Origin of the sequence: Glutamicibacter sp., assembly GCF_050701915.1 — a bacterium.
GTDB lineage: Bacteria > Actinomycetota > Actinomycetes > Actinomycetales > Micrococcaceae > Glutamicibacter.
This window is the reverse complement of sequence record NZ_JBOGEG010000009.1, coordinates 56482-70344: the sequence shown is the minus strand read 5'-3', so window position 1 is coordinate 70344 and position 13863 is coordinate 56482. Positions and strand designations below refer to the sequence as shown.

The 13863-nt window shown below is 57.6% G+C and carries 6 protein-coding genes; 2 read left to right on the top strand and 4 right to left on the bottom strand.

From position 1 onward, the window contains the following. Positions 1–11: 11 nt before the first annotated feature. Positions 12–5876: a DUF4082 domain-containing protein gene (locus ACRDT3_RS08075; RefSeq protein WP_431492480.1), complete on the bottom strand. Its 5865-nt coding sequence runs from the start codon at positions 5874–5876 to the stop codon at positions 12–14. 881 nt (positions 5877–6757) lie between these two features. Between ACRDT3_RS08075 and serA the strand changes: the two genes are divergently transcribed. Then, positions 6758–8353: a phosphoglycerate dehydrogenase gene (gene serA, locus ACRDT3_RS08070; protein WP_431492479.1), complete on the top strand. Its 1596-nt coding sequence runs from the start codon at positions 6758–6760 to the stop codon at positions 8351–8353. 121 nt (positions 8354–8474) lie between these two features. Here serA and ACRDT3_RS08065 read toward each other — a convergent pair whose 3' ends face one another. From ACRDT3_RS08065 to ACRDT3_RS08055, 3 genes are all read right to left on the bottom strand, one after another. After that, positions 8475–9224 carry a hypothetical protein gene (locus tag ACRDT3_RS08065; RefSeq protein WP_431492478.1) on the bottom strand — a complete coding sequence of 250 codons (750 nt, stop codon included), beginning with the start codon at positions 9222–9224 and terminating at the stop codon, positions 8475–8477. An 81-nt stretch (positions 9225–9305) separates the two neighbouring features. Continuing rightward, complete coding sequence (locus tag ACRDT3_RS08060; RefSeq protein ID WP_431492477.1) at positions 9306–10535, bottom strand: polysaccharide pyruvyl transferase family protein; 1230 nt, start codon at positions 10533–10535, stop codon at positions 9306–9308. 148 nt (positions 10536–10683) lie between these two features. Beyond that, a complete protein-coding gene (locus tag ACRDT3_RS08055) occupies positions 10684–11685 on the bottom strand; it encodes an IS481 family transposase (protein WP_431492476.1) in 1002 nt (333 codons plus the stop codon). Positions 11686–12117: 432 nt separating this feature from the next. Between ACRDT3_RS08055 and ACRDT3_RS08050 the strand changes: the two genes are divergently transcribed. Next, entirely contained in the window at positions 12118–13803 is a 1686-nt protein-coding gene (locus ACRDT3_RS08050; protein ID WP_431492475.1) for a Stealth CR1 domain-containing protein, read from the top strand. Positions 13804–13863 lie beyond the last annotated feature (60 nt).

Sequence of the window (13863 nt, the reverse complement as noted above, 5' to 3'; positions counted from 1 at the left end):
CCAGGCAGCACTCAGGGAGCCGGGCCCGCCGTGCTCGGACTGGCCGTAGTCGCTCGTGGCGCGGAGCTGCCAGGGGATTGCGCCGGTGCTGTGGAAGAAGCCGGGGCGCTGGTGGACGGCTCGGCCGTTGGGCTGCCCCGTTCGCTGGGGGTGCTGGTTGCGCCCGGTGCCGGGTCTTGCGTCGCTGGCGGGCTGGGCGAGGCAGATGGGTCTGCAGTGGTGGAGGAGCTGGAAGCAGGTGGGACGGTGGATGCCGAAGCATCTTCCGTCGCGCTGTTTGGGGCCGGTGCGGCCGCCTCTGGTGCCTCGTAGAGCACGTCCACGAAGTAGTTCGTGTTGTTCCATGAACTGCCGGGCATGGTGCCCGCACCGTAGCGGAAGACGCCATTGGAGCCTTCCAGCCTCAGCCCGGCCGTGGATTTGCCTAGAGCTAACTCTCCCGGCGAATGGACGTACCCGCCGCGGGGAGCATGGTAGGAAATGGTGAATTCGGTGCCTTGGGCGATATCCAGCGGTGTGCCCAGATAGGCGGTGTGCCAGCCCTGCTCGCTGGTGGCCTCGAAGCTGGCGCTGCCCAGCTGGCTGCCGCCGGCATCCCAGATGGTGCCGGTGCGCGCCGAAGCACCCAGCGGGCCCTGGTAATAGCGCAGGGCATGAATCCGCAGGTCCTGTTCGGCCACCATGCGCAGGCCCAGTTCCACCGCCGCATTATCGCCCGGATCCAGCACGCTGGGCTGGGAATCCAATCCAAGGAAGGATGTTGTCGGGGCATTGGCGCCGACGGTGCTGAAGGTCCAGGGGGCCATGACTTGTTGCGTGGTGCCATCGCCCAGCAGGTTCTGGGCAGCTACGGTGATGACGCTGGCCTCGGGAAGCCCGGTGTCGGCGGTGAACGTCAAGGTCTTGCCGCCATTGCTGGCCGCAGTGGATCCGGGAATCGACGCACCGTTGGCGCTGGCGATGATCTCCGCCTGGCTGCTGACCGGCTGGTTGAATTCCAGGGAAATCGTGCTGCCGGTGGCTACCTCGGCCTCACCGGCCGCCGGGGTGCGGCCGGCCAGGGACAGCGGCTCCGCCTCCGGTTGGAAGCTGACATCCACCAGGTAGCTGGTGGACACCGTGGAGGCCGGGAATCCTTCACCGTAGCCGAAGTGTCCCGCTGAGCCGGTGGTTTTCAATGCGCCGACCTGCAGGGCACTTCCCAGGGCCCCTGGCGAGGCCGGGTACACGCCGTTGCTGCGGTAGGCGGCAACGTATTCGGTATCCGGGTCTACTGCTACCGGCGCGTCGAAGGCCGCGTACTGCCAGCCGGAGACCGGGATGTCCGGGAACTGCAGCTGCGCTATGGCTTCCCCGGTGGAGGAATAGAGCCAGCCGTCAAGCGCGCCGGTTTCCCCGACGCTGCGGTAGAACTCCAGGCCGAGGATTCGCCCGGCGGTATCCGTGGAGAAACGTGTTCCCAAGGTGACCGGGACGCCGTCAACGATGGCGGGAACCGCCGGCAAGTCCAGGCGGCTGAACAATCCGCAGGGGCAGGCCTCAGGGTCTTGCGCTGCGTCCGGCTGGATGCGGAAGGACCACGGCTCCACGCTGGCCTCTTGGCCTCCGGCAGTCTTGATGTTCTGGGCCGAGGCGGTGATGATGGCATCGGCCGGGAACGGTTCATCTGCGGTGAAGGAGAGCATGGTGCCGTTTTCCTCCAGCGTGGTGGCCCCGGCAATGGCGTTCTGCCCGTTGGAAACCGATAGGGTGCCGGCCGCATCGATCTCCTGGTTGAAGCTCATCGTGATCTTGGCATCTGGAACAACGCCGGAGGACTGGGCGGCAGGGGACAGGGCGGTCACTTCCAGCGGCGCGGCGGTGGGGCTGGGATCAGTTGTAGGTGTCGGAGACGGGCTCGGAGTGCTGGCGCCATCTGCGGTGGTGTAGGCGAGGTCAACGAAGTAGTTGCTCGAATTCCATGAACTGGCCGGGACGCTGCCGGAACCATAGGTGAACACGCCGTTGGAGCCGGAAAGGGACAGCTCCGCATTCGACTTGCCGTCAGCGAAGTCAGCGGAGGTGTACACATAGCCGCCGCTGGGTGCCTGGTAGGAGACGGTGAACTCGCTGCCCGCGGCCATGGCCAGCGGCGCTGGAAGGTAGGCGGTGTGCCAGCCTTCGGCGGCAGTGGATTCGAAGGCGACCGAGGCCAGCTTGGTTCCTTGGGCATCCCAGATGGTGCCGGTATGCTCACCTTCGCCCAGCGGCCCCTGGTAGTAGCGCAGCGCGTGGACCCTGATGTCCTTCTGGGCGGTGAATCTCAGCCCCAGTTCCACCGCGGCATTGTCGCCAGGATCCGTATTGGCCGGGGTCTGCTCGCCCAGGAAGGTGCTCAGCGCGGCGCCCTGCCCGGCAGTGCGGAAGCTCCAGGCGTCAATCGTGGTTTCCCCGGATTGGGTGCCGGAGATCCCGGTGGGTGCCACGGTGATCACCGTGGCTTCGGGCAGCGGTCCGTCCGGGGTGAAGCTCAGCGTGTTCCCGCTGGCATCCAGGGCCGAGGTGCCAGCCACCGGACCGCCAGGGGTGCTGACTTCCAGTGCTGCCCCGGATTCCAGCGGTTCGCTGAAGGTCGCCGAAATTTGCGTGTCGACCGGGACGTCGTTCTTCCCCGGCGACGGGGTTTGCGCGGTGAGGCTCACAGGTGCTGCCTGCGGGGTGAAGCTGACATCCACCAGGTAGCTGGCCGAGACGCGGGTTCCGGGGAATTCCTCGGCGTAGCTGTACTGACCGGCGTTGCTGGTGGTCTGCAGCGGCCCGACACTGATCGGCTGGCCGAAGCCGCCGGGAGTCACCGGATAGATGCCATTGCTGCGGTAGGCGGCGACATACTCGGTACCGGCCTTGATGTCCACCGGCGAATCGAACTGCGCATACTGCCAGCCCGTGGCCGAATCATCGGGGAATTGCACCTGGGCAATGACGCTGCCGGTAGCCGAGTAGAGCCAGCCGGTATGCGCGCCGGATTCTCCCGGGGAACGGTAGAACTTCAACCCGTTGAGCACCCCGTCGGTATCGGCACTGAAGCGGGTGCCCACCGTGACCGGGGTTCCGTCGTTGACCGCAGGATCCGCCGGGATCACCTGGTCGTTGTAGAACCCGCACGGGCAGGCCGAAGGGTCTTCGGGCGCCGGCAGCATGGTGCGGAAGGACCATGCCTGGCCACGAGACACGTCGTTTCCGGTCAGGTCCTTGGCCGCCAGCACCACGGTATAGGCCTCGCCTTCTGCCAGCGATGCATCCGGGGTGAAAGTGGCTCGGCGGGTGGACTGGTCATAGGCGCTCTGCCCGGCGACTTCCTGCCCGGAAGAATTCTTCACGGTGATGTGCACCGTGGCAGGATCGCTTTGCTTCGACAAGGTGGCTCCGATGGCAGTGGTCACCGGGACGCTGCGCGCGGTATCCAGTGGGGTCTGCCCGTACGCGCTGAGCTCGATGGACGCACCGGTCTCGAAGAGGACATCCACGTAGTAGTTGCTGCGGTCCCACGCGGTGGTGGGGAACCCGGCAGAGCTGCTGTAGAGGCCGGCGGACGGGGTGCCGAAGCCGCCGGCCACCTTGACGGGGGAGGCATCCACGCCGCGGTAGGCGAAGTCCTGCAGCTGCATGGCGTAATGGCCCTGGGGCGCATAGTAGGACGCGACGAATTCCTGGCCGGCCTGCACCTCCACCGGATTGCTGAACATGGCAGTCTGCCAGCCTTCGGCGCTTTCGTTGGAGAATGTGGCGGTGGCCAGGGCGGTGCCGTTCAGGTTCCACAGCGTCCCGGTGTGCGTGCCGGTATTGGCCTTGGACTTGTAGAATCTCACCCCGGTGATATAGCCGTCATTGGCTGCGGTAAAGCGCAGGCCCAGCTCCACCGAGGAGCCGTCGCCGGAATCCGGGGTCTGGGGCGTGAACTGGCCGTAGGCGCTGTACGGGCCGGTGACCTCGTAGGGGACCGGGGTTCCCGTCTGCGGGTAATTACCCGAATCGTCGACGGCGCGCACCAGCAAATCCTGCTCACCGGTGCCCAGCTGCACCGCGTCGATGGACCATTGCGTGGTGCCTTGCGCCAGCTTCCAGGTTTGCCCGGCGTCGAAGGAATATTCGACGGCCGCGACTTGCCCTTGGCCGTCGCTGGCCGTTCCCTTCACCGAAATCCGGTCGCCAAAGCCCACGGCGCTCGCCGGTGCCTCGGTGACCTGGACGGTAGGCGGCTGCAGGTCCTTGGGCGCATCCGGGTAGGCCAGCTCGTCCATCAGCGTGGAGGGCAGGGCATCCATATCGGCCAGCAGATTCACCTCTGCCTGCTGCATCCGGGGGTCTTCCTCGGCGCCATTGCCGTCATGCCATTGGTCCAGGCCCCAGGTCCATTGCACGGAACCTGCCGAGAAGACGCTGGCTCCACTGGCCGCCTTGTAGAGCGTGAGGTGGTGCGTGGTGGTTCCCGGCGCCACCTGGTTGCCGAAATCCTGCAGGTACTCGGGGATCTCGCCCGTGGTGGTGGACAGGTGGATGAGCCCGGGCGGGCGGAAGCCGTTGGGCAGGTCCTCGTTGGACTCGTAGCCCACGGTGTGCGGAGCCAGCTCGGTAGTGCTGCCGGGGTCCTGACCGCCCAATTCGGTGTCACGCCACAGGCGCATCTTTCCTTCTTGGCTATTGACGGTGACCGGAAGATCTCCGGAGTTCACCACATAGGCCGTTCCGGTCAAGCCGTTCTCGGGCAATCCTCCGCCTTGGCCTGGCGAGGCGAAACGCGGGTCACGCCAGGTGCCGGTCCACTCGGTGGACGGGTCAATCTTGGAATTGGACCAGGTCTCCTTGTAGCTGACCAGGGTCCGGTAGTCATTTCCTCCCGTGTTAGAAGGCTCGTATCGGGTCCGCCAGTACACCTCATTGCCGGAGAGGAACTGCAGGTTCACCCCGGCATCCCGGGCGGCTTCCACATTGGCGCGCTGGGCGCCGGACCAGTATTCGTCATGGCCAACCGAGAGGAAGACATTGTGGTTTGCCAGCAGGTCGCCGTGCCGGTCCGTATCCACTCCGGAGAAGTAGCTCACGTCGTAGCCGTTGCGTTCCAGGAAGCGGACCATCGGGTATTCGGCACCGAAGTAGAAGTCCCTGGATTCAATGCCGCCGCGGGTGGCGAAGGGGCGGTTGTAGCTGATCTTGAAGGCGCGCCCATTGGCCGCGCCGGAATAGAAGTCGGATCCGCCATAGAGGTTGTAAGCATGCCAGGTGGGATCCGAGGTCTGGAAGAGCACGTCCGAGGTACTGGCTTCATCGCGGACTACGAAGGTGATGTGGCTTGAGCCCCCGTTGTCGCTGCGGGTGAGCTTGGCAAGGTAGACGCCGGAGACCGCATCGGCCGGGACATTCCAGCTCGCCGAGACCTTCCAGGTGCCGCAGTCGGTGAGTTCGGTGGAGGAGTCGGTCAGGCACTCTGGCTGATTCTGCGGCAACGGGACGCTGGGGGAGATCGAGGTGATCTTCCGGGCTCCCAATCCCTGGTACCAGCCGGTGCGGTAGATATCGATGGTGTAGTCAGGCGCATCGGTATCGATCTTGAAATCGATCGGAGAGCCGACATTGACGCTGATGTCGGTGGCGAAACCCTGGATCGAGCTGTCTCCTGCCCCCTGGATATCCCATTCGGTCCACGGAGCACCCGGCTTGGAGTTCTCGCACACGATGGGATTATCACCTGGCTGGCAGGGATCTGAGGCCCGGGCTGGCAGGGCAACCAGCAAGGAAAATAGCAAGCCCGCGAAAGCTGCGCCGACAATGGATATCAGCAGCATGCGACGGGCGCTGGAAAGCGGTAATTCCTTGACATGAAGATCCGCCGCGCTCATTCCATCCCCTTGGAGAGAACCCGTTTTCAACGGGAAAATCAACAGCGCGGCAAGCAAGTAGGCCACACCTGATCCCAGAATATGGACTGCCTGCTTCGGCCAGGTAGCGGTTACACGGAAAACGAGAGTATCTAGGGTGTGGCTCTGGAGTGAAGGCCAACCAAGCGGTACGGACGCTGACTGCGCAGATTCAAGTCCTGGACGGGTGATGGAAGCCTCGACTTAAGACCAAGCGCACCACGCTGGAACAGGCAGGAGGGTCCATCGGGTGATGGCCACGTCGTCGGGCTGCGAACTATCCTGCTTCAGGTTTAGCCTGGTCCCTTCTCCCAGACGGAGACGGGGTATGGGCCGTCAAGCGCCAATGCGCGCCAGAGCCATCCCCCAAGGTCACACGGCCGAAGATGCCAGTATGTGGTTTCAGGATTCCCCAGACACTCGGTGCGCTGCATGCTGCAGGGTGCCTTGGACAGGTGTTCCCGCCGGAAAGTAATGCGTTCACGAATAGGCGGTACTCTGCTCCAAGGGCGAGAGTGCTATTTGGTGGATGAACGCTACCGCAAGTGCTGGCGGCCATTGAGAGGATCTGGGAATCAACTGGTTTTATGTGGCGTATCCCGGACCGTAATAAACCTGGCGGCAGACGGCAGGTTGGGCTTGGATGCGGAATTTTTGCAAGAATATCCGTTGATGCCAGGATAGCGCTCGTCACAGTCTATCGAATAAGTGAAAGTTTTCACAAAGTCGGATTTTCCCTGCGTAACATGCATGAATTCAGGGGAAAACGGGGGATGCATAGCGCTACTCTGGAAATGTAAGCAGCGATTAGCCGCTGCTTTCATGCAAGCATCAGCCCAAGAAATCGCAAAGGTGCCACACCCGTGTCTGACAACAAGCCAATCGTACTTCTGGCCGAACAACTGTCCCCAGCAACCGTTGCTGCTCTCGGCCCCGACTTTGAAATTCGTCAGACCGACGGAGCCGACCGCTCCCAGCTGCTCGAAGCCATTGCCGATGTAGATGCAATCCTCGTTCGCTCTGCAACCCAGGTAGATGCAGAGGCCATTGCCGCAGCAAAGAACCTGAAGGTTATCGCCCGTGCCGGCGTGGGCCTGGACAACGTAGACATCAAGGCAGCCACCCAAGCTGGCGTCATGGTAGTCAACGCTCCAACCTCCAACATCATTTCCGCGGCTGAATTGACCGTGGGCCACATCGTGTCCCTGGCACGCCGCATTCCCGCAGCCAACGCATCGCTGAAGAACGGCGAATGGAAGCGCAGCTCCTTCACCGGCGTTGAACTCTTCGAGAAGAAGGCCGGCATCATCGGCCTGGGCCGCATCGGCGCACTTGTTGCTGCGCGCCTGCAGGGCTTCGGCATGGAGGTCGTTGCCTACGACCCATACGTCACCCCTGCCCGTGCCGCGCAGCTGGGCGTCACCTTGCTGACCTTGGACGAGTTGCTGGCTGAAGCCGACTTCATCACCATCCACATGCCGAAGACCCCGGAGACCCTGGGCATGCTGGGCAAGGATGCCTTCACCAAGATGAAGAAGTCCGCATACGTGGTCAACGTGGCTCGCGGTGGCCTGGTGGACGAAGACGCGCTTTACGAAGCATTGAAGAATGAGGAGATTGCGGGCGCTGGCATTGACGTGTTCGTCAAGGAACCAAGCACCGATCTTCCATTCTTCGAATTCGAGAACGTCACCGTTACCCCGCACCTTGGTGCTTCGACCGATGAAGCGCAGGAAAAGGCTGGCGTTTCGGTTGCCAAGTCGGTTCGCCTGGCGCTGGCTGGCGAATTGGTTCCAGATGCTGTGAACGTTGCTGGCGGCGTTATCGATGAGAACGTGCGCCCTGGTATCCCGCTGATTGAGAAGCTGGGCCGTATCTTCAATGCGTTGACTTCCGGCTCGCTGACCAGCATTGATGTTGAGGTTGCCGGCGAGATCGCTGCACTGGATGTCAAGGCCTTGGAGCTTTCGGCGCTCAAGGGCGTCTTCATGGATGTTGTTTCGGATCAGGTGTCCTACGTGAACGCACCGGTCTTGGCTGAGCAGCGTGGTGTTGCTACCCGCCTGATCACCACCCCTGATTCGCCTGAGTACCGCAACCAGTTGACGATCAAGGGTTCTACCAATGAGGGCACCCAGCTTGCTGTGGCGGGTACTTTGACCGGTCCTAAGCAGATTGAGAAGCTGGTAGGGATCAATGGCCATGAGATCGAGATCCCTATTTCGGATCACATGATCGTCGTCCGGTACGCGGATCGTCCGGGTGTTGTCGGCTCGTTGGGTAACGTGCTGGGGGAGCAGGGCGTCAACATTGCCGGTATGCAGGTATCGCGCGATGAGAAGAAGGCCGAAGCGTTGGCGGTTATCAATATTGATTCGGCATTGCCGCAGGGTGTGCTGGATGTTGTGGGTGCGGCGATTGGTGCGAGTGTTGCACGGGAGATCAACTTGGCTGACTAATTAATAATATCGGTTCAGGCCGGACAGAAACACCTGTCCGGCCTTGATGTTAAACAATTCAGCTCCAGTTGAGACAATATCGAATTTATCGAACGGTAAGAGTTCTATTACCGAATGGAATTTATTTGATACTACGAGCCGTCTTAAGTAGCATTTCCCAATGCATCAAGCGCACCTCGAGGGAATCCGTAATGTGATGATCAAATTTCGAAGGAATAAATCGAGGGTGGATCATTTCAGTCATTGGATCAACCAACTTGTCGTTAATGTCAAAGTAGGCAAAGCCAAATTCTTCGCATTTGGCGGAAATTTTTTGGTTAAACTCTCTTGCTAGGTCGCTACGCTGAATGTCAGACATATAGCTATCTGTCAAACTCTTTAATACGGAGTCCTTACGGAGAATATCGTCGGGGGATTCAGAGAAGCGTTCGGTTACAATTCGGGTTATGTATTTGATAGCCTTCTTCCAGTCATAGCAAAGAACGGGCAGATTGATACCTTTGATGATTAACTTCGTTTTGTCTACATCGATGCTGCTTAGATATTCGAAGTATTTTTCAACAAAATAGTCGAGCCAATAGCTTGGTTCCTCTTCTGACCCCTGCACAAATTGGCGAAATGGAAGTCCAAGTTCCACATCAACTTGACCCAAGTTAAGGACCAGAAAGTCTGGAGCCTCTTCGTTCCGCCATTTTTGAATATTTGTTCCCAATTCTAGAGTAGAGTTTAGCTTTCCAACACCTGAAACAGTGGAAGCGCTTACTACTTTAGGGATGGCTTTTACACCTCGAAGTGCTGGATTGAGCGCGCGGACCTGGTTCGTAACGGCAAAATACTGTGTGTGAGAGTCGCCGACAATTAGGAATTTCATGTTTAAAGTACCTCTTTAGTTGGTTCCACCCATGCTTTGGAAAGAACGTGACGCAAAACAGCTTAGGCGATTTTGACTAACCTAATTTGACAAATTAGTCATGAATGTTGGGTTTGCCGGAGCTGAAATTGCAGGTACCGGTAGTGAGTTCCTCAACTTATCGAGATCTATGTTCAAGGCGGGCAATGAAGCTTCCTGTGCGATCGAATTCAAAGGAAGATTGTGCAGCTCGTCCTTCGTAACGCGCACTCGTGCAACTGCATCTCCATCGAGGCATGAGAAGAAATCGTTAAATTTAAAGTCTTTACCGGTGAGCGGTTGATCCTGAACGTCCAGCCATACCCACGGCACACCGTATGCTTGTGCCATGATCAGGCCGTGCAATGACGAAGAAACTACAGTGTTGCCGGCAGCAATCATTGGGATAACATCGCGAATGTCTCTTCGAACGTCGATGACGTTTGCGCCACTGGAACTAGGGTCCCCTTGAAGCATAGCTTCGCGGTGGACGTAGTGCGGAACAAGGGAGATTTCGTGGAGTTTGGTTTCCGGCGAAGAAATCATATCTGGCATTAGCAATCCGGGATCCCCATACACATCTGGGACCGTCCAACCAAGGGAATCAGCGAGATGCTGTTGAGTTAGCTTTCCCCTAACAGCGTGTATCTTGATGCCTCGCAGCTTTCGTCTTACTGCGATGTCATCGGTTGCCAGAGGCTTAATTAGGCCGCTACCCCACACATCGACATTATTTCGCTTGAACCATCCTGCGACTGAACCGACTGTGTACAAGATTCGTGTCGATGCAGATTGCCTGTTGCCCTGAATTGGTTGACGGCCTGTCATATGTTTAAGCAGATGCGGACCAATCCAGTCGCCAAAATTGAGGGTTCCGGAGGACCAGTAGGTATTAATAGTCGTCGAAGAGTGGTAAGCACCATATTCTTCCTGACGGCGGAATGAAAGGACGCGCTCTGCCGCCGCGATCATTTCACTTACGAGGTCATCGAATCGTACGTTAACACTCGTGGCATGGATGTCTTTACCATCGGAAGTGAAAGTGATACGTGTTGTAGTAATCAAAAAATCATGTAACCAACGATTGGCTCCTGTATTGAGTCCAGTCGCCCCGACAGTGAAAGTGCCGTCTGCGTTAGCTACGGCTCTAATAGCGACGTTAGAACCGATTAATGGTACTCGTGCAGAGACAGCGAGGGCAGAGGAATCGAATCGGGTGAACAGGATCGCTGACTTTTCGTGCGCGGCTAATCGCGCCGCGACAGTTCTCATCGCGGCTTCATTTTGACTCATACCCGTTTATCCTAAGTGTCTCTGCGTTTAACGGGATATAAAGGTTCCCGCCTGATTAGTGATCATCGCTAGTCTATGTTGTAAACAAAAGATTGCTGAATAATCCTACATGAACCGCAAAACGGCGATATCAGAGGTCTTGCGACCGCTAGCTGTAGTTCCCCGTGAGGTTGTGAACACGATCGGACGGAGTAAGACCACCGATCCCGGTGTGGGGTCGATGATGATTATAGTGATGAAGCCAGGCGCCGTAGGCTGCGGCCCTGGCTTCTTTGCTGTCATAAGCCCTCGCGTATGCCCATTCCTGCGCCAGCGTCCGATTGAACCGTTCGACCTTCCCATTGGTTTGTGGTCGATACGGTCTGGTGCGCCGGTGCTTCATGCCCGGCCCTAGCGCCCGGGCGAACACCTTGGAACGGTAGCAGGAACCGTTATCGGTCATCACCGCGGTAACGGCAATGCCCGCTGCAGCGAAGAAACCGCGGGCTCGTTCCCAGAAACCGGCCGCAGTTTCCTGCGTCTGATCGTTGAGGATCTCGGAATAGGCCAACCTCGAATGGTCATCGACCGCGTGATGCAGGAACAGGTAGCCCCGTGATGCCACGGCGCCTCGGCGTGCCGCACGGTCCCTCGCAGTGCCGGCCCGGCGGTCCTGGGCTGAACCGCGCCCATGCGCGCGCCAGCCTCCGCCCTCTGGGATGCGGCCCAGTTTCTTGATGTCCACATGCACCAGCTCGTCTGGTGCCTGCTTCTCGTAGCGCACGCTGGGAGACTTGCGCACCGGCAGCCCTGTGGCCTGGTCCAGATGCGCTAGCTTGGGCATCCGGTAGCGGGCCAGGACGCGTTCGACAGTGCTGCGGGGAATGCCGAGGTGGTAGCTGATTCGGTGTGGACCCCATAGGCGGTTGACTCGCAGGGAAATGATGCGGTGTTCGCGCTTGCGGCACAGTCGCGTCGGGCAGCGCGCAGGGCGTGAGGAGCGATCATCGAGGGGTTCGTTGGCGTGGTATCTGGCTGCCCATTTCGAGGCTGTTGCGGGTGAGACTTGGAATCGTTCGGCCGCGCGGCGGATGGGCCAGTGGTCATCGATGATCAAGGAAGCTAGGCGTCGTCTTCCTTCGGGAGTCAGTGGTGCGTTAGCGTGGGACATGAAGACCTCCGTGCATGATGGTGAGTGTGGTAACCCACATCCTGCCGGAGGTCTTCTTCATTCTCTAGTGTTCACAACATCCCGAGAAACTACATCTAGCACTTGCAATTGCCAGGCAAGATTCGTGCCCAGTGCCAATGGCTAAGCAAGGATAAAAACTAGGCTGACGTTGGTCGGCCAACAGTTCACATGATTCTCGGAAACAGAAGTAGTCAACACAGCACAATAGCCATTGTTAGCTTATGTCCTAGAAAATAGGAGCATCGATGAGAACCCGCGGATAAACACATGCGATGGAGTATTGTGACGGAAATGGACTCAGGAACTTTCAAGTCCACCAGTCTCAGGGTAGTCTTGAGGTCGGAGTTTAGGCGCGCATGAGTATGCGTCGCGCATATTCAAGCTCGTACAGATGCGATGAAGGAAATCTTTGTGAACGTGATTGCTAGAAAGACCAAACGGATTGGATCTAAGATCAGCCGAAAGGTCCAGGGGCAGCTTGACGTGGTGGCTCGACAGCAAAAGAAGAAAAGATCCATACGAAGGCTCCGCGAAAACAACGTTCGATCTGACCTGATGCTGTTACCAGCTGGTGGTGAACAGATCCTTTTCCGTGTTAGTGACAAGCTAAATCTTAGTACCGTGCACGAAAAGTCACGGACAGCTGTAGCCGATATTCTTGATGAAGAGGGAATGCTATTCTGGGAATTTCCGACCAAAACTCGATCGGCAAGCGTTCTTCATACCATGGACTGTAATGCCGGCCGTTTGTTATCGGTATTACGGGGCAGACCTGAATTGTCGCACTGGTACTTCCAATTAATGGATCAGGATGGTAAGGCAGCAGCAGGGCCACGCCTTCTCCGCGAATTCAATTCTTTGGGTCGGTACTCGGCAATCCGAATTTACGAGCGTGTGGCTTACAACTCCACTTCGAGTTTCCGCTCAGGTTCGGCACAGGGCGTGCAGATCCATTTTTGGAATGAGACCCAGTTTCATTCCAATGAGCAACTCGTTGACAACGAACTGGAAAGCGTCGGGAGTCCAGATATTATCGTTGCACCTGTATGGAACGAAAATGCGACGTTACTGCCAAACCCGGTCACTCGTAAAAACGAGTTTACGCGTGCAGTAGAAAAAGCGAGATTGCCACTTTCAACGCAGATAGATTTTGAAATTGATGCCGTTTACACTTGGGTTGATGGAGCAGATAGTATTTGGCAAGCACAGAAAGCTAGTGCGCTACATGTTCTAGACGAAGAACAATTCGTTGATGATGCTGTCTCGGATGCTCGATTCGCGGATCACGACGAGCTTAGATATAGCCTTCGATCAATCGATCAGTTTGCCCCGTGGATTCGGAAGATATGGATAGTAACCGCGGGTCAGACACCGTCGTGGCTCGACACTTCCAATCCTCGCGTGGAAATTGTTTCACATCACGATATTTGGCCCGATGAAACAGGGCTACCGAACTTTAATTCTCACGCCATTGAGTCAAACTTGCATCGAATTAAGGGATTGGCAGATCACTACCTGTACTTTAATGACGATTTCTTTTTGACTCGCCCTTTGGACCCGAGTGCGTTCTTCTTTGGCAACGGTGTTTCAAAAGTGTTCTTCTCACGGGCTATGGTCGAATTCACTGATGTCTCAGTACTAGATAACGCTTCCACAGTGGCCGCTAAAAATGCGCGTACTTTGCTGGAATCAAAGGGTTATCAGTTGTTTTCAAGAAAGTTCTTCCACACGCCGAGTGCTATCAGTCGTAAAATTGTTGAAAAAGCTGAGGCGGAGTTCCCGGAGGCTTTTGAAATTACGAGGTCTGCTCAATTTAGAGACACTACTGATATCGCCGTCTCCGGCTCGTTCTACTTCAATTACTCATTGGCCAAGGGTAATGCGGTGCCAGGGCAAATTAAGTACGACTATATTGATCCCGCCACTAATGACGGTCAAAGTCGAATGAAGAGTCTAATCAGGAGACGCGACAAGGATTGTATCGTCATAAATGATGGTTCGACACCAGAAACTGATAATGAAAGGGTAAAGACGGACAGATTTATTCGAAAATCTCTTGATTTACTATTGCCAGCAAAAAGTGAATTCGAACTATAAATAGTAATAATTCCATAATATATACCTAGCCCGCGAACAAAAACATTCTTCGTGGGCTAG

Bases quoted from the DNA above. Each gene is read 5' to 3' on its own strand.
- ACRDT3_RS08075 (WP_431492480.1), bottom strand. From the start codon at position 5,876: ATGAGCGCGGCGGATCTTCATGTCAAGGAATTACCGCTTTCCAGCGCC.
- ACRDT3_RS08065 (WP_431492478.1), bottom strand. From the start codon at position 9,224: ATGAAATTCCTAATTGTCGGCGACTCTCACACACAGTATTTTGCCGTT.
- ACRDT3_RS08060 (WP_431492477.1), bottom strand. From the start codon at position 10,535: ATGAGTCAAAATGAAGCCGCGATGAGAACTGTCGCGGCGCGATTAGCC.
- ACRDT3_RS08055 (WP_431492476.1), bottom strand. From the start codon at position 11,685: ATGTCCCACGCTAACGCACCACTGACTCCCGAAGGAAGACGACGCCTA.